Raw genomic sequence first — 21,273 nt, 5'->3', positions numbered from 1 at the left:
TCCTACGAAAAATTATAATTTAAAACTATAAAAAAAAGCCATGAATCAAATAAATGATATTGGTGGCTTGCTGTCGATCTTTTTTAAGAGATGGAACAAATGAGAGCTTTAACTCTAATTGTTGGTTTGGCAGCCAGCACCTGTTATGCCAATACCGATATAAATCAACTCAGGGAAAACTATGTTTTTAAGGCTAGGAATGGAGATGTCAATAATGCATTAGAGGGATTGTCATCCCTTTATCGTCAAACTTTAGATCATAAAGTACTGAATGATTTGATTGCGATTGACTCCTGGGATGGCCAGCTTCAGTTTGCGCTCAGTGCTTGTGGTTCCTGTTCCGCAAACTCACTCAGTCCGCAATCGCTGGAGATACTGGCGAAGGCGTTCCGTAATCAAGGGGAGTTGCAGCGTGCTCAGACGTTTTATTCGCAACTCACTCAGATCGAACCCGCCAACCGTGAGGGGTGGTTGGGGCTGGCTTTGGTCAGTGCAGAGCGCAACGATTTAACGGAGTCACGCCGTGCCTTTAATTATTACCAGCGTCACTTCGTACATGATGGCCATTTTTATCAGACCCAAGTGTACATCGCACGGGCGTTGGATGATCAGGTCGGCGAAGTATTTGCGCTCCAGCGCTGGTATCAGGCTGAACCTGACAATCGCGAGGTCGGCATCGCATTTTATAAGGCGGCGCTCAGATTGGGTGCTGCTCCCGCCGTATCAGATTTGCTGAATTCTCATCCCGATTGGTTTGGCCCGGTGGATCAGTTGTGGTTTGACTACTATGCGGCGACAACGCAACTGAAAAACGGCCGACGGGCTCAGTCTGACCAGGCTTTAAGTCGAAGTGCTCAGAGTTTGCAGCGCCTGCGTGAACAAATCCCACCGCTGCACCCGCTCTATCGACCGGTAACTTACGATCTGCTGACGGCCTTGGTTGCACTCGAAGATTATCAGCAGGCAGAGCCTGTGGCGCGATACATGGAGCCGTTACCGGATTTGCCGAATTATGCACGCTTAACTCTGGCTGACTACTGGTTGGCGACGGACAGGCCTGAAGCGGCATCAAAGGTGTATGCGATGGCTTACGAAAAAGCACCATCCGACTCAGAACTAAAAACCAAGCTGTACAACAGCTATATGGACAGCGAACAGTTTGATGCCGCGAACGCTGTCCTGAAGCAAGCCATTGCTTCAACACCTGCTACCCGCTGGGACTACACCGGCAGCGTCCGGTTGACCAACGACAACTATCAGAACCTGCAACTGCTGAACGCGATGCATTACGCGGCTCGTGGTGATATGCAGACATCGGAGAAGCTGCTTGACCAGCTGTATGCGCAAGCACCCGGCAACCCTTACCTCATCCTGACGATGGGCGATTTTGAGAACTGGCGCGGCAATCAGGACAAGGCCATTGCGTATTATCAACAGGCCCGAGCCCTGCTGGCGGAGGAAAACCATGCTTTGGTCGATAAGGCGACGTTAATGGCGAACGCCGAGCGTGGTGCCTGGGATCAAGTCTCAGAACAGCGTGACGCGGTCAATCAGCGATATCCACGTATGGAGACGCGGCAAATTAATCGAGTTATTGACCAAAAAGAAGCGGCATATATTCAGGGGGAGTTTCGCCATGGTCGCTCTGATGGTGCCACCATCAACGCCTCCAAAGATTGGCGTTACGATGCCTATTTGTACAGTCAACGGGCACTCGGAGGGGCGCGCCTGTTTGTACATGACCAACAGAGCTTCGGTATGTTTGACCAACGTGATCTTTATGCCCGGTACTTTGGGCTGGGTGGCGAATGGGTGAGCTATCCATTGACATTGACAACAGAGCTTGGTCAGGGCGCGAAGCTGAATGAGAAAAGCTATTTCTGGCTTAAAGGTGACTATCGTGGCTCTGATCACTGGTCTTTTTCGCTCAGTTACCGCAACAACTCGGCCGACACTCCGTTACGCGCACTCAAAAACGACACTTACGTGGATGATGTCATCGGCAGTGTGCGTTATCGCTGGTCCGATGCATTGTTGTGGGGCGCCTCTTTCGCTTACGCCGATTTTACCGATGACAACCAACGTTATACCGCGCTGACCTGGTTGGATGGGGAGCTGTATCGCAATGACGTCTACCGTCTGCGCAGTGCGTTGTACCTCGGTCAGTCACGCAACGAGGATATCCCGCAGGCCGAGTATTTCAACCCGCTTGAAGATCGTTATGCGTCGCTGAGCCTGACGCAAATCTACCATCAGCGTCTGGCGGATCAATTGAGCCTAGATCATCAACTGGTGCTGTCGACGGGGCCTTACTGGCAACAGAGTTATGGCAGTGAGTGGAACTGGGACGTCAATTATCAGCAGTCCTGGCAGGTATCCCATCGGGCTACCTTCGCCTACGGCGCCGGACGCAGTAAAGCCTTTTATGATGGAGACGGGGAGTATAACGACTACCTGTTCGTTAATTTTGTTGTGAGTTTTGCACCATGAATATGTCACAAATCATCATTCTGATCATCGCCGTACTGTCTGTTGCCAGTACTAAGGCGGCCGATTCCAGCATCACACCATCGATTGCAAACATGACAGTGAGTGAACTGGACAATACCCGTACTATTCATCACTTCAACCAACTGGTGCCCCGTCCTTTGCGCAGTGCGCCAAGGGATGACTTATCGTACGTTGCGTTGTGTTATCACGATTTCATTGATCTACGCTTAACGCCGGATGCCAAGATTTTTCCGGACACGCTGACCCGCGACCGATTGGTGGAGCACTTTAACTGGCTTAAACAACAGGGATATCACCCGGTCAGCTTCCAACAAATCATTGATGCTCAAACTGGTAAAGCCCCGTTACCTGACAAAGCTGTACTGCTGACTTTTGATGATGGCTACGCCAGCTTCTACTACACCGTGTATCCGCTTCTCAAGTTGTACAACTTCCCGGCGGTGATGGCGATAGTCGGTCACTGGCTGGAACCTTCTGCGAATAGCATGGTGCCGTATGGCAAGCTGATGATCTCACAAAAGCGCTTTCTCAACTGGGAACAGATCAAAGAGATGCAGGACTCCGGACTGATTGAGATTGCTTCGCATACCTACAATTCGCATTACGGTATTTACGCTAACTCATTCGGGAATGAAGAGCCGGCAGTGACCTCACCAGCTTATGATCCCAAGCAAGGCCGCTACGAAACTCTGACCCAGTACAAACAGCGTTTGCTGAGCGACTTCGAGCAGAGCCGGGACCAAATGGTGAAACACGGTATCCGTCCACCCCGAATCATGGTCTGGCCGTATGGTGCGTACAATCTGGCGGCGCTGGAAGTGGCGGATAAAGTCGGTATGACATACGCCTTGTCATTGGATGAAGGTGTGAATTCGGTGCATGAGTCTGGCCGCAATGTGAAACGTTATCTGATCGAGCAAGAGATTAACCTGGACCGACTGGATGAAATTCTCTCCGGAGAGCCCCAATTTGAAGGCTCCGAACGCATTGTGCATGTGGATCTTGATTACGTCTATTCAGACGATCCGGCCGAGATGAATCGCAATCTGGATATCCTGATTGAGCGGATCAAAGGGGCGGGGATTAATACGGTCTACTTGCAGGCATTTGCGGATCCGGATGGTGACGGCGTGGCGGATGCACTCTACTTTCAGAACAGTTATCTGCCAGTCAGAGCGGATCTGTTTAACCGGGTCGCCTGGCAGTTGAAAACCCGTGCTGGCGTCAAAGTGTTTGCCTGGATGCCAGTACTTGGCTTTGATCTGGGACCAAATTACCAGTACGTCACCGATGTGCGCTTCGGTGCGCCAGATAAAGGGCGTTATCTGCGTTTATCGCCTTTCTCAGTGAAAAATCGTAATGCGATTCGGCAGATATACCGTGAACTGGGGGCATACGGCAAGTTTGCTGGCATCTTGTTCCATGATGATGCTTTCCTGACGGATTTCGAAGATGCGTCTCCGGCCGCTTTGCAACAGTATCGCCGTTGGGGGTTAAACCCTAATGTGACTGCAATCCGAGAGGATGGCGAGCAAATGGCCAGTTGGACTCAGCACAAGACACAATACCTGATTGATTTTACGCTGGATTTAGCAGAAAACGCCCGTCAGTACGCGTCTGGCAGCGGTTCCCCTATGATGCTGGCGCGCAATATCTACGCAGAAGCAGTGCTTAACCCAGCCAGTGAAGCGTGGTTTGCGCAAAGTATGTCTGCGTTTGGCCAGGCGTACGATTACACCGCAGTAATGGCGATGCCCTATATGGAACAGGCAGAGCAGCCGATGGCCTGGCTGCGCAATATTGCAAAGCTGTCATTGCAAAGTGTTCCGGCCGACAAGCTGGTGTTTGAGCTTCAGGCCCGCAACTGGCGCACTGGTAAACCGCTGTCGTCAGAAGAGCTGGCACAGCAGATGAAAATCATCGCGCAAGAAGGCATTCAACACTACGGGTACTATCCGGATGATTTCATTAGCGCACAGCCGGATCTCAAGGTGTTGCGTCCGGTATTCTCCAACTCGGGCAAGATGGAGGGGGCGAAATGAGTGCTGGTATGGACAACTATCACCAGTTCCTGTTGTGGCTGAGTTATTTTGTCTATCTCTATCCGTGCATTATGGCTTTGGTCTGGACCTGTGGCGGTGTGTATTACTACTTTCACTGGGAGCGGGCGCAGCTTAAGGTCGCGAAACAAGGGCCGTTGCAGTTGCCTCACTACCCCAAAGTGTCAGTGATGGTGCCATGTTATAACGAAGGCGCTAACGTCAATGAAACCATTGGTCAGGCGCTGAGACTTGATTACCCCAACTTTGAGGTGGTGGCAATCAATGACGGCAGTAAAGATGACACGGCAGCGCGGCTCGACGAATTAGCGCTGTCTGATCCACGTCTCGTCGTGGTACATCAGGACAATGGCGGAAAGGCGTCGGCACTCAATCACGGCCTTGAGCACACCAGCGGTGAGTTTTTACTTTGCATTGACGGTGATGCATTGCTGGATCCTCAGGCTGCGCGTTGGATGGTTCAGCGTTTCCTCCATAGTCGCAAGCTGGGGGCCGTCACGGGCAACCCCCGGGTACGAACGCGCTCCACCATTATCGGCAAACTACAGACAGGTGAGTTCTCGTCGATCATAGGTCTGATCAAACGCGCGCAACGCATTTACGGCACCGTGTTTACCGTCTCAGGGGTGATTGTGGCATTCCGCAAGCAGGCCATTGTCGATATTGGTGGTTGGAGCACCGATATGATCACCGAAGATATCGACGTTAGCTGGAAGCTGCAAATGCGAAACTGGCTGATCCATTATGAACCGTTGGCGCGTTGCTGGGTGTTGATGCCAGAAACGCTGCGTGGCCTGTACAAACAGCGCCTACGCTGGGCGCAGGGGGGGGCGGAAGTGTTTTTGCGATATGGCTTACCGGCCCTCTATCGTGGCCAAACGCATTTTTGGCCGCTGTTGTTTGAATACATGATCAGTGTTTTATGGAGTTACTCGGTGGTGACGACGACGGCATTGCACTTGTTTGATGCCTATTCCATTGATGAAAATGTCAAAGCGATGGATTTGTTGACCTTTGAATGGTCCGGACTGGCATTGATCTTCGTGTGTCTGCTGCAGTTCTCGGTCAGCATCATGATTGACCGGAATTACGACTCCAATTTGTTTCGCAATTTCTTATGGTGCATCTGGTATCCGCTGGTGTATTGGATGCTGAATGTCGTGACGGTGGTCGTGGCAGTACCGAAAGCGATTTTACGTAAACGCGGTCAGAAAGCCGTATGGGACAGCCCGGATCGGGGGGAGAGTTTCCGCGATGGATAGGACGCAGATGAGTGACAAAGAGCGAAAGCTTCATTTTCACAACCAAAACCGGCTCTACATCATCAATAACAAAGAAAAACGCCGTTTTCGTATAAAAGTGCGGGACTCGTTGATCAATACGCTGACTTGGCTTTGCTGGAGTTTTTTACTGCTCCATCCGTTGCTGCATGAATGGCTTTATCCGGATCGTGAAGGGGGGCTTTTATTTGGGATGAATCTGAGTGACATCTTACTGTCGGTCGCCATTATGCTGCTTGGGATCATTCTGTTGTTCCATTTCTGGTCGAAACTGAAACGATTGTTATGGAGTTTGGAGTCACGGTTTAAAAAGCACGACTGATAAGAAAAACGAGCCATTTGGCTCGTTTTCGTTTATTCCGCAAACAGGTAGCGCGCGTGAAAGTTGAGATGATCACCAATAAAGGTCGAGATGAAATAATAGCTATGGTCATAGCCAGGCTGCATACGTAACTTCAACGCGGAGTGATGTACTGCAGCGGCGTCAATCAGACTCTGCGGTTTGAGTTGCTCAACCAGAAATCCATCGGCGTCACCCTGGTCTACCAAAATAGGCAACGGTGATTTGGTCTGGCGGAGCAGTTCGCTGGCGTCGTACTCCTTCCAGCTTTCGGAGTCACTGCCCAGATAGTGACTGAACGCCTTTTGTCCCCATGGGCAGGCCATTGGGTTACTGATTGGACTGAACGCAGAAATACTGCGGTATTGATGCGGATTTTTCAGGCCAATGGTAAGCGCGCCATGTCCGCCCATACTGTGTCCTGAAATGGATTTCACATCGGTAACTGGGAAATTTTGCTCTATGATCGCAGGCAATTCCTGGGTAATAAAGTCATACATCTGGTAGTGCTTCGCCCAAGGCATCTCCGTCGCGTTAAGATAGAAACCCGCCCCTTGGCCCAGATCGTAATTGTCGTCATCGGCGACCTTGTCACCCCGCGGGCTGGTGTCGGGGGCGACAATCGCAACTCCCAGCTCTGCGGCCATATGGAACGCGCCGGCTTTTTGCATGAAATTTTCGTCGGTACAGGTAAGGCCAGACAACCAGTACAAGACCGGAACCGGATTTGCCTGCGTGGCGTTGGGCGGGAGGAAAATCGCGAAGCGAGTGCGGCCTTTGAGCGTATTGGACTCAAATGAATACTGTTTGTGCCAGCCACCGAAAACTTTCGCCTGACTGATATTTTCTAGCGTCATTGGTATCCCCTTTCTGGTAAAACGGTGCCGCCTGACGAGGCGGCACGTGGGTGGTGCGCTTATTTGTCCATATGGATAACGCTACGGATACTTTTGCCTTCATACATCAGCTCAAAAGCTTGGTTAATGTCTTCCAGCCCCATAGTGTGGGTGATGAACTCTTGCAAGCCAAACTCACCCGCCAGGTAACGCTCGACAATCTCAGGCAACTCAGAGCGTCCTTTTACTCCACCAAAGGCACTACCGCGCCATACACGTCCGGTGACCAGCTGGAACGGACGTGTTGAGATCTCCTGACCGGCGCCAGCCACGCCAATAATGACGGATTCCCCCCAGCCCTTATGACAGCACTCCAGCGCCTGACGCATCACATTGACGTTACCGATACACTCGAACGAATAATCCACGCCACCATCCGTTATTTCAACGATCACTTCCTGGATCGGCTTGTCAAATGTCTGTGGGTTGATCACGTCTGTGGCGCCCAACTGTTTGGCTAAATCAAATTTGCTTTCATTGATGTCGATACCGATGATGCGTGAAGCACCCGCCATACGTGCACCAATGATGGCTGACAGACCAATTCCGCCCAGACCGAAGATTGCCACGGTGGCACCTTGTTCCACTTTGGCGGTGTTGAGTACGGCTCCCATACCCGTTGTGACACCACAGCCGAGCAGGCACACCTCCTCAAGTGGAGCGGTTTTGTTCACTTTTGCCAGTGAAATTTCGGGCAATACGGTGTACTCCGAGAATGTAGAACACCCCATGTAGTGATAGATGGTTTCGCCGTTAATGGAAAAGCGTGATGTGCCATCTGGCATCAGACCTTTACCTTGAGTTTCACGTACTGCCTGACACAGATTCGTTTTACCGGATTTACAAAACTTACACTCGCCACATTCCGCGGTGTAAAGTGGGATCACGTGATCGCCGACCGACACGCTGGTAACGCCCTCGCCAACCATTTCGACGATACCGCCTCCTTCATGACCAAGAATTGCCGGGAAGATCCCTTCTGGATCATCGCCAGACAGGGTAAACGCATCGGTATGACACACACCGGTTGCAATGATGCGCACCAGTACTTCACCTGCCTTTGGCAGTTGTACGTCGACCTCTTCCATTTTCAGAGGTTCGCCAGCAGCCCATGCAACAGCTGCTTTAGACTTAATCGAGGTTTGGCCGGGTTTGAGTTCAAGAGCCATTCGAGTTTCCTTTTTATTTAATCAGTAGGGGCTAATCATAGCGCTGAAGATGGGAGGCTACAGCGTCATGAAGTTGGAATACCCAAGAGTATAGACGTTTCAAAAAGGAAGATAATTGGTGTAAATTGAAAATGATTTTTACGTATTTGTAATAATTAAGAGGTGAAAGATTCAATGGCTAGTTGGGAAGGCGTGAGTGAGTTTGTCGCAGTCGCGCAAACACACAGCTTCACAGGAGCGGCGAAAAAACTGAACACGTCGGTTGCTCAGATCAGTCGACGAGTGTCCGCTCTTGAGGAGCGTCTGGCGGTCAAACTGCTGAATCGCACGACACGAAAAGTCACCATGACCGAAGCTGGTCAGCTGTATTTTCATCAGTGCAAACATCTGGTTGAGGGGTTGGAACTGGCTGAGTTGGCCGTCACGCAGATGCAGTCCACGCCGAAGGGACTGCTCAAAGTCACCGCCCCGGTCACCTATGGTGAGCTGCATCTGGCACCGCTTCTTAATCAGTTTCTTGAGTTGCATCCTCAGGTTGATCTCGAACTTATCTTAACGAATCAGAAACTGGATTTGATTGAATCGGGAATTGATGTTGCCATTCGTTTGGGACGTCTGGAAGACTCCAGCTTTATCGCTCGTCGTCTGGCCACCCGTCAGTTACATGTGTGTGCCAGTCATTCGTATCTTGATCGATTTGGTGAACCACATACTTTATCGGAGCTCGCTCAGCATCAGTGTCTGGTTGGGACCAATGAATACTGGCGTTTTCGCGATCAGGGGAAAGCACGCTCGTTTCGGGTGACGGGGCGGGTAAAGTGTAACAGCGGCTTTGCGCTTCGTGATGCAGCCAAGCGCGGTTTGGGTTTGATTCAATTGCCGGACTATTACATCCAGGAGGATCTTGAGTCCGGCGAACTGATCGAAGTGCTCATGGCATACCGTGATGAACGCGAAGGTATTTGGGCACTGTATCCCAACAATCGTAACCTCTCAGCCAAAGTCCGTTTACTGACAGATTTTCTGGTTCAGCAGCTAGGGGGTTAAATCATCGGAATGGTCGAACCAACCAGCATCAAAGCCATGGTGACGTTGAACACTCGGGTACGTTTTGGACTGGTCAGCCATTTCTGTAATTGTGTGCCCGCTAATGTCCAGATAAGCACTGACGGCGCGGTAACAACAGCAAATACGACAGAAATAAACAGCAGGCCACTGACCGACGCATTGGTGTAAAACAAACTGATTGCCGACAATGCCATTGACCAGGCTTTAGGGTTTACCCACTGAAAAGCGGCCGCCGAAAGCAACGTCATCGGACGGTAGTCCTGAGTGGCGCTTTTGGGCTTACTAACCGCAATCATCGCTGCCAGATACAGCAAATATGCCAGACTGGCGACTTTTAAGATGTCATGCAGTAATGGAAACGTATTAAAGACTTGGCTGAGGCCGAGGCCGACCGTTAACAGCATCACCGCAAAGCCAATAATGATGCCTATCATATGTGGGATAGTGCGCAGCAGGCCGATGTTGGCACCCGATGTCATCAGCATGATGTTATTGGGGCCTGGGGTAAACGTAGCGACGAACGCAAACAGGGCTAAAGCACCCAGTTGTTGAAATTCCATAGAAAAATCACTCAAAGTTGATGAAAGAAGTGGCGGCCGACAACCCAAAATACTACTTGGCATGCAGCGCAATTGTGTGTTTTTATTTGATGAAATACGGATTGAACTGCAACTTTTAATGGTTATGGACAGAATAGACGAAAGAATATTGCGTGAACTGAAGTTGGATGGACGAATTGCCAATGTTGAGCTGGCCGAACGGGTCGGATTGTCACCGTCTGCTACATTACGTCGGGTACAAGAGCTGGAAAAAAGCGGGGTGATAAAAGGTTACCGAGCCGTATTTGATGGGACAAAGCTCGGTATCGGTTTTATTGCATATGTTTCTGTTGGATTAGCCAATCACAGCAAACAATCTCAGGTCGGCTTTGAGGAGCATCTGCGTTTTGCCAAAGAGGTGACGGAAATTCACAATATTACCGGTGCGAATGAGTACCTGATCCGTGTAGAGACGCGCGACCTGAATGCCTACAAACGCTTTCACGCAGATGTGTTGGGTGAATACCCGCATATCAATTCGATCACAACCATGGTGGTGATGGACACCCCCAAGGATGAACGCTGAGCCGTCGGGTTCTTACCAACTTGTAAACCAACACAAGACCTATCTCGACGTAAGTGTTAAACTGGTCACGAAATAAACGCAAACGAGTAGGGAGTTGTTATGGAACTTGTGGTGGATACCCACACACATACGTACGCCAGTGGGCACGCATACAGTACTTTGATTGAGAACGCCAAACTGGCCAAACAAAATGGTTTGGCGATGTTCTGTACCACCGACCACTCAGAATCAATGCCGGGAGCACCCCATTATTGGTTCTTTTCCAACCAGCGTATTCTGCCCCGTTTCTTAGATGGCGTGGCTGTGATCCGAGGGGTCGAATCTAATATCCTGAATACAGCTGGAGAGATTGATATCCACCCTAGTGTCGATAAGAATCTCGATTGGGTTATCAGCAGTTTTCATGAACCGGTGTTTCGTCCATCGGACGTGGCAACACATACTCAAGCATTGATCAATGCAATCAAAGGTGGTCGAGTAGACGCGTTGGGTCACTTAGGGAATCCTAATTTCGATTTTGATTTTCATCGCGTACTGGCTTGTGCGGCGGAACATCACGTTGCGATTGAGATCAACAACACCACGCTAAAAGGCAACAGCCGGGTAGGCAGTGTCGACCGCTGCTATGAGATTGCACAAATCGGTAAAGAGCTAGGCGTGTATTTTACCACTGGCAGTGATGCACACTTTTGCCAAGATGTTGGTAACCTGACTCTGGTCAGTGAGTTGCTTGATCGTGTCGGTGTGAGTACCGACAAAGTCGTTACGCATAGCGTCCAGCAATTCCTCGACTTCCTGGCTGTACGCGGACGAGAGCCCATCGCCGAGTATCAAGAGTTATAAAACCAACATCCCTACAAGAGTGTGGGGATGTTGATAGTTCAGTGAAAAATGAAAGTACTCAATTTACTGTAAGTAGTTTTAAATCATTTATTAGATTATTTGTCTCTATCAAAAAAATATTTCTAATCTTCAGGACTTTCTTTTTTTAAAATCAAGTACTTTTCGCTACATTCCTCGAATCGGGTATATTCATTCATTGCGTTACCGTAATTTTGAATGTATAACATAGCGTCTTCATATTCTGCTTCTATATCTACATTTGGTACACTACCCTTAAGTCCTTTAAAAGTTATATATTTATTATTTTTTTCATTATTTAATACTACATTTCCTAGTATCTTCTTTGAGTTTATATTGGCTAGAAATTTGTCTTTTGATATTTTTATATTTATGGTGCAGTCAATTGGTTCTAATAAACTATAAACGCCACTGATGGAATATTTTGCTGAGGCATGGCTGGGAATAAACAAGAAACAAATTAATATAAGTGATTTTTTTATGTTAATTTTCATATAAATTATCCTTCTAATTCTGAAATTCTATTCTTTACAAATTCTATTATTTTTTGTTTTTGATAGCCGTACCATTTCTTATTTCCTGACAAACTGCTTCCTGAAAGAACTAGAAGTCTCTTATAGCCGAACAGTGCCTTATCTTTGTTTTTTGTGCATCCTTTTTTACTCAACCCTGGGTCATGCCAAAGCCCCCATCCAAAGCTTGCTTTCCTTATGTTGTATGCTTTACTTTCTTCAAATTTATAATCTGCACTCTTGATTTCATTAGAGGGACATTTTGAGTACAGTTCTTCGAGACTTTTAACTAGCCACTTTAACCTATCATTATATCCATTATACCCGCCATTAATAGAATATGTTAAATAAATAAAGTCATTATTGTCTGCATGAGAATTCAATTTGGCTTGTATTGACCAATACCAGCCTGCGGATCTGGCTGAATAAGGAGGGTTGGCTAGTTTGATTTTATTATTTAGAGTGGATATGAAATCAGTATTTTCATACTTTCCATATTTATAGTAATTATCTTTTAGTGTGATTTGGATTAGTCCACGCCCCTTAAATCCACCATATGCAGAATTGGATACCCCACTCTCTTCTGTATATTTAAAGCTTCCGGATTCATGAATGATCTGAGCTAAAAAATGACTTGCTCTTAGACATGTATTGATCTCGAAATCACGCATTGTTGATATTAAACTGTCATAGTGTCTGTCTATGTTTTTACTACTAGCAAATACAGCGATTTTATTTAGAGATTTTCTAGTTAAAATGCATCCACATCCGTCGACCAGAAGTGTCAAAAAAGGCCAATAATGCCACAGATTCATGTCGTCTGGCAGCTGGATATGATTTTGCACATCCTGAAGCCAGGAAAACTTATCTGCTCTTAGCTTTTCATGTTGAGAAAATATATCGTGATGCTGGATAAACTCCCGACGCCAAGGTGATATTTGATACTCTTTATGTGAAACAAAGCTCGATGCGTATTTTTCGTCCATGACACTTAAGGCGATCTCATGAATTTGGGCGTACATGTTATGAGAGATGTCTGTGTACCAGTCTGATGGATGTTTAACAATTACTTTCTCGAAATGCTTTCGCTTGTTTTCTAAGTAGATTTTTGCATCTCTGGGTTGAAAATTTGAGAAATCTGTTTGATCTTCTTTACCCATCTCCTCAAGCAGTTTTTTAAAGAAGGGATTGGAGAGTTTAAGAGCACCATCACTCCCGCTGCCGTCAATAGTAATGAGTGGACTTTTGTCAGCGTTTTTAGGGGAAATCATTTTTAAGAAAAATGCAGGAGGTTTGGCTACGGAAAACAACTCAATATGAATACGATTATCTTCTTTTTTGGTTGCCGCCACGTCATTGCTGTATTCGTGTAGTCCCATGTAGCCCAGTTCATCTCCGGCTTTTACTTTAATATGGCCTGCGTCCATATCCACTGGTAGCATGGGTAGAGGCAGAGCAACTACACTGCCATCACGCTTTCTCGCTGCACTTTCAGACATCCATTCTGGTTCGGAAACTGCTTCAGGAACCATCACTGAAGGGTCTTCCAATATATTGAATTTACTTTTTTTACCTGAAGCGAACCAGACTATTTTTCCTTTCATCTTTCGTTCAGCAGATGATGGAGATTCACCAAGTTTAATGACTCTACATTTGATCATATGATAAATTTCGTTGCCGATAGCATATGTATTGGTCGCTTTCTCTTCGGCATATAAGTATTCCAATACGGTGCCCTTTGACATTGACACCTTGTGCTCTAGCTTACTTTTCTTTGGTTCGGAATCAAACTTAAATGTACGGACATTTCTCCCGTCATCCAAGAGCTTATAACGTGTTGTCAGGGAAGCGTTGGCACCAATATCGGAAGGTGGCGCTAAGTGCATGTAGAGAGAGTAAAGCTTAAAGATCTCTTCGTCTTTTTGGTCGGGATCGCTTATTTCATGCTCCAGTAATACAAAGTTGTTGCTGTACCTGAGTTTTTGGTCTTTATATGTTGTTGTCTGGTAGTCTGGGTGTATTCGGTAAGCAACAATTCGTCCATCCAGCATCGCTTGTATCGGTCTTAACCCTTTTCCCCACGGCACCATTTTTGACGTCAAATGAACGCCACTGTGCCACCCATAGCCTTGACCGAGGAGATAACGGCCGCTTTTTACTTGGTCGAAGAGTCTGGTGAAATCACTGAGCGTATGATACGGCTCACCATTTCTTTGCGTGATCGGGAAAACTGCGTCCATGAGGTACCTTAATCTGAAAATATGTCTTCAAAGACGATAAATGGAGGGCGGTTCAAATTAATGGCTTTGGTATAAACCACGGCATGAATTTTACCTGCATTTGTGGTGAAACCCGACTCTCCGGTGGTGTTGACGATACTGCCCGATGCCATGGCGGAAACGGATAAAAGTGTCTCGTTAGTTCGAGACAGTATGTTGGTTAAAATGTCTGGTAGAGCGCTGGACATCAAGCTCATACCGGTTCTATAACCTTGTACCCCCTCTTCAACAACGGTGAGTGAGCGTGCGGCAGCCTGTGTTTGGATGAAATCTAATCGGGTATCGAGTGCCGCAATCAAATCATTGATGTACCCACTGAGTTGTTGGCTTATCTGTGTCCATAGTACTTGCTGAAGATATTCAATGGTGTTGCCGGTTCCCAGCAAACGTAATTTGGCGAGTAATTCTGCCGGCGGTTCAAGTAGGTTGGCCTGATAAAGAATACGCAAAATATCTCCATTTGGGTGAACCTGTTCAAAAAGCAGTTCTAACAAAGGTTGGTATTTATCCAATGACTCTCGATCTTCCTGAATATGGAACAGGGCGGAAACAAAAGCGGCAGAAAAGTCATTGGAGTGATTTCTGCTCACGACGTGAGGAGAGAGAATTCGGCTTTGTTCGTACACCATGGCCTTGAAGTCATCGTCACTGTATGAGGGAGACAGTAAAACACCCCAGTCATTAGAGACGCCGACTTTATCTTCCCAGAAGGGCGATCTTTGACCTGCAACATAAGTGCAAAAGTTATGTGTGTCGGGGTAAGTTTCTGTTGGCGTATTTTTAGATAACGTGGAGTTGGCCTTATAAGCGTCGCTACTCTCTTTGAGCACGAGTATGCATTCTTTTAATGGTAACTCGCTCACCGTACCAAGGCCTCGCGCATTAAGCACGCCGGAACCAATTTGGCCACCGCCAGATTCACGAAGTTCGAAAGGTGCGTTGGCATAGGGTTGCCCATTAGGGTATCGACAAACGAGGTCGAGAGTGTAGGTACCTTCCTGATCTTCGGTCACAGAGACGGACGGATTCTGAACACCACCAAGACACATGGTATTGGCTTTATTCATGGTCATCTGATCAGACAGCCGGCAGACTCCTATGCCTTCGATACTCACTGTTGGAGAGGCGGAAATAAATTCGGCTTCGGACTCGATAGTGCCGGATGCAACCCCTTTTTTATCGCCTCCTGCATCGCCAGTGCTTTTGGAAAACTTACTTCCTTTAATGGCAATGCTGTTTCCTCCATCCATTGAAACCGTTGTTGTGCCATCCGCTAGATCGGCAGATTTGGCGTTGTTGCCATAAGGGATAGGAACCACGGGTTTACCGACGGTGGTTAAACAGACATCCGGTAAAGTGGCGTTCGCCTCTCCTCCAGAGCCTTGATGGACAACGCTTAATCCATTTGCACAAACGGTGACACCCATAATACGCTCCCAAATAAGCCAAGGGAGTTATGATATACAATAAAGCACGTATAAATCTCACCAAAAGAGTAGGTAAAAAGAATGCTTTAATGTGACTTCGCACTAACTTAGAAGATCTGTGTTGCAAGTCTAATAACGATTATTTAATTATGGTTTTTGTAAGGTAGTGTCTTCTTACATGATGAATTACACCTTGATACAAGTTCTGCTTGTGCTGAAATGGTTGGTTTCGTTACACTTTCGCCACCTTCAAATAACAATTAAAGTTTTACAATGAAAAAGTTAATTCCGCTGCTGGCGTTAGTCGCTGCAACCAGTGTTTACGCATCAGGATCTGACCTGAAAGCGACCATGAAAGAGATGCGTGTTGAGTTTAAACATGCGGCTGAAGCACAGAATATTGAAGAGATGGAAGCGCCGGTTGCGAACCTGACTCAGTTGGTAAATCAGGCCAAACTGGGTGTTTACCCACCTGAGAAGCAAGACCTTTATAAAGAAGGGTTTACTAAGCTAACTGTGGCGTTAGATGGCGTTAAAGCACATCTTCAAGCCGGTGAGCTTGAGCAAGCGAAAGAAGCGCTGCGTCAGGTTGACGATCTGCGAGTTGAATACCACGATAAACGTAATCCAAGCATTTGGAGCAAGCTGTTTGGCTAAAGGTTTGTGCTGTTACTCAGGCGTGACTCCTGTGGGAATTGCGCCTGCAAAAAAGGCAACAGTAGTAAGCCGATCACCGCGGCACAAACGGATATGGTGACAAAGAATCCTGTCCAATGGTAATACTCCATGATCAATGCGAGTGGGTAACCAGCCAGAGCCGCACCCATATAGGCAAATAAACCAACAAAACCCGTAGCAGCTCCTGCCGAATCTTTGTGTGAGCATTCTGCCGCTGCCATGCCAATCAGCATCTGCGGGCCGAATACGAAGAATCCGATGGTAAAAAAGCCAGCGGACTGAAATACGAAATTGGTCAGTGGCATTAGCCACAACGCAGCGACCGAAAGAAAAATACCCATAGCGAAAATCAGGTTCATCGGGCCACGGTTACCTCCAAACAGACGGTCGGATCCCCATCCCGCGACCAAAGAACCAATAAATCCCCCGACTTCAAACAGAGACAATGCCGCATTCGCATTGATCAGGCTGTAGCCGTGTTGTTCTGTCAGGTAAAGATTACCCCAATCGTTGATTGCCGTGCGCACGATGTAGACCAGGACATAACTGAAAGCCAACAGCCAAATGTATTTGTTATTAAACACATAAGCTTTAAGGATCTCCGCCGGTTTGAGGCCCTGACCTTCATTTTCCTGAGCCAGCTCTAGCGGGTCTTTACGCCACTGTCCTACGGTTGGCAAGCCCATGGAAGTCGGCTTATCCCGCAAGCGCCAGCAGAGCAGGAGCCCAATTAATACACCGATCACACCGGGGACGATAAACCCTTGTCGCCAACTGTAGTGCAAGGTGAGGTATCCCACCAGCAACGGAATCATGGCGCCACCAACGTTATGTGCGGTATTCCATATTGCCCAACGGAATCCCCGCTCCGAACGCGAATACCAGGTCGTGAGTAATTTGGAGCAAGGTGGCCAGCCCCAACCTTGAAACCAGGCGTTCATCACCCACAGGCAGATAAATGCAGCAATTGAGCTCGACAGGCCAAACAGAATGTTGATGATGCCAGTGGCGATTAACCCCAACCCCATGAAGTATCTTGGATTGGAGCGGTCCGAAATGATGCCGGAGAGAAATTTAGACAGCCCGTACGTGACATAAAACAGAGTACCGATGATGCCGATGTCACCTTTATCCAACCCTAAGTCGGCGATCATGGCTGGCATGGCGTAATTAAACGTTTTACGCGTTAGATAAAACCCCGCATAACCCAAGTACATTCCGAGCATGATGTGTAGCCGCCAGTACTGGTATTTTTCACGAGTCTGAGCTTCATTCAGTGTCGCTGTGTAGGTCGGCATTGCGCGTAAAAGTCCGAACATTCCTGGCCTCATATTCTTGGTATTTGCACACGAATATGTGTGCCATTGGGTTGTGCACTTTCTGTGGTATGGCTGACAAGACTAAACTGGCCACCAAGAGCCTGAACTCGTTCTTGCATACCCCTTAAGCCGAGACCTTTCATTGAATCCTGAGGTTTAAATCCGATACCATTGTCCTTGATATCGAGGACAACCAGCTCGCTCAGACAAACCATAATGCGAATGTGACTGGCATGAGCGTACTTCTGGGCATTATTCAGCGCTTCCTGGCACAGCCGATAGAGGGTGACGCTGGTGGCATCATTCAGGGAGTCTGATTCTCCTTGCCACTCTATGGTCACATCTGTGCCTATGTGCTCAAACTCCATTTCTCGGACCAGTTGCTCTATGGCTTCGACCAGGTTGAGGTCATCCAGCGTTTTTGGGCGCAAACGGGTGAGCAGGCCTTTGGTGGTGTCATAAACATTCAATGACAACGACTCAATCGTATCCGCGCAATTGACGCCCATCTGATTGGTTTCAACACGTTTGATGATACTTGCTTGAGTGCGGATCGCAGTAATGTTCTGACCGATTTCGTCATGCAGTTCACGCGCCACTTCTTTACGTACGGATTCTTCCGCCTTTACTAGCTGCCGTGACAGGCTCTGATTGCGTGATAGCTCGTTACGCAGTTGCTGGTTTAAATCTCGCTGGCGTTGCACCGTCATACCGAGCAAAATTCCCGTCAGAGTTTGGGCAGATAGAGACAAGAGAAGATCCGTGATTTCCAGTTGAGATACGCCACTGCGCGCGGCGATCAGCGCGATACTATTGAGCAGCGTGCCGAGTAGGGCGCCTTGCCAGCCATAACGAACCGCGAGCAGAATGATCGGAATTGCCAGGCAAAACGGCGCAAAACGGCGCAGTTCGTCAGGCAAACCGATTTGCAATGCGATACTGGCCGAAAACAGCAGAGAAAACAGCACTACTGGCCGGATCTGAAATTGGATCGGTCGAGAGATAAGATTTGAGGTGAGCGGGATCCAGGTACTCTGGAACAGGTAATTCCAGATCAGATAACAACTCGGCACCAGCATTAAGCCACCGGTAATGCTGACCAGCCAGACCATGTAGATCGATGAGACGTGCGAACTCACTGCCAGTACATTGATAAACGCGGTCGACAGGATCACTGTGGACATGACGACTAAGCGTCGCCACTGAGTACCAAAATAGTAGCGTTTGGTCAGCCAGGTCACCGGAATGCTGAGCAGACTGGCGCCCAGAATAGTTAACCATTGCGGTTGCTCAAGCAACATCGCCAAAGCGATGGTGAGCAGCCATTCGGCAATGTAGGAGCAGGCCCAAAAGCGTGGACTGGTATGCAGAGTAATCCCGAGTCGTAGCGCAAATGGGAAGAACAGAATTGCCAGCTCTGGATCGTTAACGAAGTAGTATGAGATCACCCACAAACAGAACCAACTGCAACTGATCAGCAACCAGCCACTTAGGGATGTGAGCAGGAAACGGCGCATTACAAGGAGGTGTCCTGAAACAGTTTCGCCAGAGAGACATTATTTTTTACCCCTAGCTTATCCATCGCATTTGCCCGATGTACATGGACGGTTTTATGGCTTAGCCCCAGTTCTGCGGCCACGGCTTTGACTTCCAGGCCGGATGCCAGCATTTCGCAGACCTGACGCTCTCGTTTGGTCAATTGCGCCAGTGAAGGGCGGCTTTTTGGGGTTGCCAGCTTCAGGGCAATATCCGGCGTCAGGTAGCAGCCGCCGCTGGCGCTGGTGCGTACCGCCTGGATAAGCTCATCCGGACTACAACGTTTACTCAGGTAGCCCAGTGCACCAGCTTCCAACGCTTTTTCAACCATGGCTGGTGAGTCATGCACGCTGAGCATCACGCAAGCGATGCCGGATGGCAGCTCCTGCAGCAAAGCGAGCCCGCTCTCGTCTGGCATTGAGATGTCGAGAATACAGACGTTGGCGCCAGAGCCGGGTAAACCCCGTCGCGCTTCCGCAACCGAGCCGAATTCACCCACAATGTGAATATCCGTTTCCAGTCCGAGTAACTGGGCAAAACCGGACCGGACGACAATGTGATCATCTACAAGCGCGACATTAATCATAAGTGAGATTCAAACTGGACAAGAAAGCGGCATAACTTAGCGCCGGGATGGCGATTACGCAACCGAATTGATCAATAAAATGGGTCAGAAAATAAAAAAAGCACGCCAACTGAGTAACAGATGACGTGCCATTGGGGAAAGGTGAGCGATTAAGCCTGACGTTCAGCCAACTCTAGCTTCTTCGCACGGCGGATCTTTTTCTCTTCGGCAATGGCAACGAATGCCAGCAGAACAATACAGATCATCGCGGATGTATCCAGCGCAGCGAACGTGCCTTTCCAACCGGTTAGACCGAAGATTGGTGTACCGTCAGCGATCATACCGAGGCCCAGCTTAGCGAAGCTGTCGCCAATCAGGTAAGCGAACGTTCCTTTGATGCCATCCGCCACACTAATGGCTTTTTTCGGCACGAAACCAACCGCAGCCACACCGATCAGAAGTTGTGGACCAAACACCAGGAAGCCGAGTACGAACAGAGAAGCCAGATACATAAACTCATTAGCGGCGTGCTGGTAGAATTCCAGTGATACGATGATCAGCCCCAGTGAAACACAAGCAACCAAGGCGCGACGGCCATTGGCAAGATCTGACAGGTAGCCCCACATCAGTGTGCCAACCAGTGCACCAACTTCAAACAAGGTAAAGCCGGAGATGGCGGTTTCTTTAGATAAGCCCAATTCTTGATAGGCATAAACTGTAGACCATTGATCGATACCGATACGAACGATGTACAGGAAGATGTTGGCGAAACACAATAGCCAGATCACTTTGTTTTTTAGCACGTATTCAACAAAGATCTCACGTTTGGTCATCTGTTTCTCTTCGGCTGTAGTGTCTTCCTCGCTCACCGGCTCATCAAACAGCTCTTCAACCTTGCCCAGGCCATAAGCCTCAGGTGAGTCGCTGCCAAAACGCAGTCCGACAAAGCCGACGATAAGCGCAATGATCGACGGGAAGATAAACATACCGATAACATGACCATCAAACAGGACGTTGGCACCAAACAGCGCCACACCTGCAGCCCCCGCGCCACCAACGTTGTGCGACATGTTCCATAGCCCGAGGTACGAACCACGCTTGTTGCGCGGCGTCCATTTGGTGATGGTTGAATAGCTTGATGGGCCACCGGTACTCTGAAAGAAACCGCTTAGCGCGTAGAATGCCACCATCAGAAACAGACTGGCGCTGCCACCGCCCATGCTGAAACTGAAACCGAGCATAGCTAGACCCGACAAAATCAGCATAAACGGCAGGAACTGTTTGGTGTTTTTGCCATCGGCGTAATAAGAGACAACGGTTTTACCGATCCCGTATGTGATCGAGAATCCAAGACCGATCAAACCCAGTTCTGTCATCGACAGGCCATAGGTGGAGATCATGTCGTTTTGGGCGACGTTGAAGTTTTTGCGAATCAGGTACATCGTCATGTAACCGATAAACACCACCAGGTAAGACTGGATAAATGGCTTGAACCACATTTTGCGGCGGATCTCCACCGGCAGATCTAAGGTCGGTTTACGGACCTGTTCGAGTAGTTTAAACATGCGGAATCCTCAGACTCAGAAGTTGTCGCCGGGCTGGAAAGGGCCGGCAAATTAAAATGTGTTTACGCTGGAGAGAAGTGTA

At 48.4% G+C, this 21,273-nt stretch carries 17 protein-coding genes and 1 pseudogene; 8 read left to right on the top strand and 10 right to left on the bottom strand.

The features are described 5' to 3' along the window. The first annotated feature begins 90 nt into the window (after positions 1–90). Genes pgaA through VPR01S_RS16455 form a run of 4 tightly spaced genes read left to right on the top strand, consistent with a single transcriptional unit; the run spans position 91 to position 6,173 of the window. Entirely contained in the window at positions 91–2,490 is a 2,400-nt protein-coding gene (gene pgaA / locus VPR01S_RS16470; RefSeq protein WP_081693198.1) for a poly-beta-1,6 N-acetyl-D-glucosamine export porin PgaA, read from the top strand. Continuing rightward, entirely contained in the window at positions 2,487–4,553 is a 2,067-nt protein-coding gene (gene pgaB / locus VPR01S_RS16465; protein ID WP_021706494.1) for a poly-beta-1,6-N-acetyl-D-glucosamine N-deacetylase PgaB, read from the top strand. Before pgaA ends, pgaB begins: the two co-directional genes overlap by 4 nt. After that, entirely contained in the window at positions 4,550–5,833 is a 1,284-nt protein-coding gene (pgaC, locus tag VPR01S_RS16460) for a poly-beta-1,6-N-acetyl-D-glucosamine synthase (protein ID WP_021706493.1), read from the top strand. Before pgaB ends, pgaC begins: the two co-directional genes overlap by 4 nt. Beyond that, a complete protein-coding gene (locus VPR01S_RS16455; protein ID WP_156008744.1) occupies positions 5,826–6,173 on the top strand; it encodes a hypothetical protein in 348 nt (115 codons plus the stop codon). The genes pgaC and VPR01S_RS16455 overlap by 8 nt, the downstream gene beginning before the upstream one ends. 32 nt (positions 6,174–6,205) lie before the next feature. Here VPR01S_RS16455 and fghA read toward each other — a convergent pair whose 3' ends face one another. Both fghA and VPR01S_RS16445 read right to left on the bottom strand, forming a co-directional pair. Then, positions 6,206–7,048 carry an S-formylglutathione hydrolase gene (gene fghA / locus VPR01S_RS16450; RefSeq protein ID WP_021706491.1) on the bottom strand — a complete coding sequence of 281 codons (843 nt, stop codon included), beginning with the start codon at positions 7,046–7,048 and terminating at the stop codon, positions 6,206–6,208. A gap of 59 nt (positions 7,049–7,107) precedes the next feature. Next, positions 7,108–8,256 (bottom strand): S-(hydroxymethyl)glutathione dehydrogenase/class III alcohol dehydrogenase, encoded by a 1,149-nt coding sequence (locus VPR01S_RS16445; protein ID WP_021706490.1) that lies wholly within the window; start codon positions 8,254–8,256, stop codon positions 7,108–7,110. Between the two features lie 174 nt (positions 8,257–8,430). On the opposite strand from VPR01S_RS16445, the gene VPR01S_RS16440 reads away from it, so the two are divergent. Beyond that, the gene (locus VPR01S_RS16440) at positions 8,431–9,303 is read left to right on the top strand and encodes a LysR family transcriptional regulator (RefSeq protein ID WP_021706489.1); all 873 of its coding nucleotides are present in this window, start codon (positions 8,431–8,433) and stop codon (positions 9,301–9,303) included. On the opposite strand, the gene VPR01S_RS16435 is transcribed toward VPR01S_RS16440, so the two are convergent. Then, entirely contained in the window at positions 9,300–9,884 is a 585-nt protein-coding gene (locus VPR01S_RS16435; protein ID WP_021706488.1) for a LysE family translocator, read from the bottom strand. The two genes, VPR01S_RS16440 and VPR01S_RS16435, sit on opposite strands and share 4 nt — an antisense overlap. Positions 9,885–10,008: 124 nt before the next feature. Here VPR01S_RS16435 and VPR01S_RS16430 point away from each other — a divergent pair, with 124 nt between their 5' ends. Further along, a complete protein-coding gene (locus VPR01S_RS16430) occupies positions 10,009–10,449 on the top strand; it encodes an Lrp/AsnC family transcriptional regulator (protein ID WP_040902975.1) in 441 nt (146 codons plus the stop codon). A gap of 99 nt (positions 10,450–10,548) precedes the next feature. Continuing rightward, positions 10,549–11,292 (top strand): phosphatase, encoded by a 744-nt coding sequence (locus VPR01S_RS16425; RefSeq protein ID WP_021706486.1) that lies wholly within the window; start codon positions 10,549–10,551, stop codon positions 11,290–11,292. Positions 11,293–11,414: 122 nt separating this feature from the next. Here the strand turns inward: VPR01S_RS16425 and VPR01S_RS16420 are convergent, their stop codons facing one another. From VPR01S_RS16420 to VPR01S_RS23250, 3 genes and pseudogenes are all read right to left on the bottom strand, one after another. Next, on the bottom strand, positions 11,415–11,804 hold the full coding sequence (locus VPR01S_RS16420; protein ID WP_021706485.1) for a hypothetical protein: 390 nt from the start codon (positions 11,802–11,804) through the stop codon (positions 11,415–11,417). 5 nt (positions 11,805–11,809) lie between these two features. Next, on the bottom strand, positions 11,810–14,062 hold the full coding sequence (locus VPR01S_RS16415; protein ID WP_081693197.1) for a glycoside hydrolase family 19 protein: 2,253 nt from the start codon (positions 14,060–14,062) through the stop codon (positions 11,810–11,812). Positions 14,063–15,053: 991 nt separating this feature from the next. Continuing rightward, positions 15,054–15,528, bottom strand: a pseudogene (locus VPR01S_RS23250) (DUF4150 domain-containing protein); the annotation flags it as partial. 273 nt (positions 15,529–15,801) lie between these two features. Here VPR01S_RS23250 and VPR01S_RS16405 point away from each other — a divergent pair. Continuing rightward, a complete protein-coding gene (locus tag VPR01S_RS16405; protein WP_021706482.1) occupies positions 15,802–16,185 on the top strand; it encodes a cytochrome b562 in 384 nt (127 codons plus the stop codon). On the opposite strand, the gene VPR01S_RS16400 is transcribed toward VPR01S_RS16405, so the two are convergent. From VPR01S_RS16400 to uhpT, 4 genes are all read right to left on the bottom strand, one after another. After that, positions 16,182–17,525, bottom strand: a complete 1,344-nt coding sequence (locus tag VPR01S_RS16400) for an MFS transporter (protein WP_021706481.1) — start codon at positions 17,523–17,525, stop codon at positions 16,182–16,184. The two genes, VPR01S_RS16405 and VPR01S_RS16400, sit on opposite strands and share 4 nt — an antisense overlap. A gap of 8 nt (positions 17,526–17,533) precedes the next feature. Then, a complete protein-coding gene (gene uhpB, locus VPR01S_RS16395; RefSeq protein ID WP_021706480.1) occupies positions 17,534–19,042 on the bottom strand; it encodes a signal transduction histidine-protein kinase/phosphatase UhpB in 1,509 nt (502 codons plus the stop codon). Beyond that, positions 19,042–19,647 carry a response regulator transcription factor UhpA gene (gene uhpA, locus VPR01S_RS16390; RefSeq protein WP_021706479.1) on the bottom strand — a complete coding sequence of 202 codons (606 nt, stop codon included), beginning with the start codon at positions 19,645–19,647 and terminating at the stop codon, positions 19,042–19,044. Before uhpA ends, uhpB begins: the two co-directional genes overlap by 1 nt. 149 nt (positions 19,648–19,796) lie before the next feature. Further along, entirely contained in the window at positions 19,797–21,191 is a 1,395-nt protein-coding gene (gene uhpT / locus VPR01S_RS16385) for a hexose-6-phosphate:phosphate antiporter UhpT (RefSeq protein WP_021706478.1), read from the bottom strand. Positions 21,192–21,273 lie beyond the last annotated feature (82 nt).

It is taken from the genome of Vibrio proteolyticus NBRC 13287 (assembly GCF_000467125.1).
GTDB lineage: Bacteria > Pseudomonadota > Gammaproteobacteria > Enterobacterales > Vibrionaceae > Vibrio > Vibrio proteolyticus.
The sequence above is the reverse complement of the archived record's forward strand: the minus strand, read 5'-3'. Positions and strand labels throughout refer to the sequence as shown.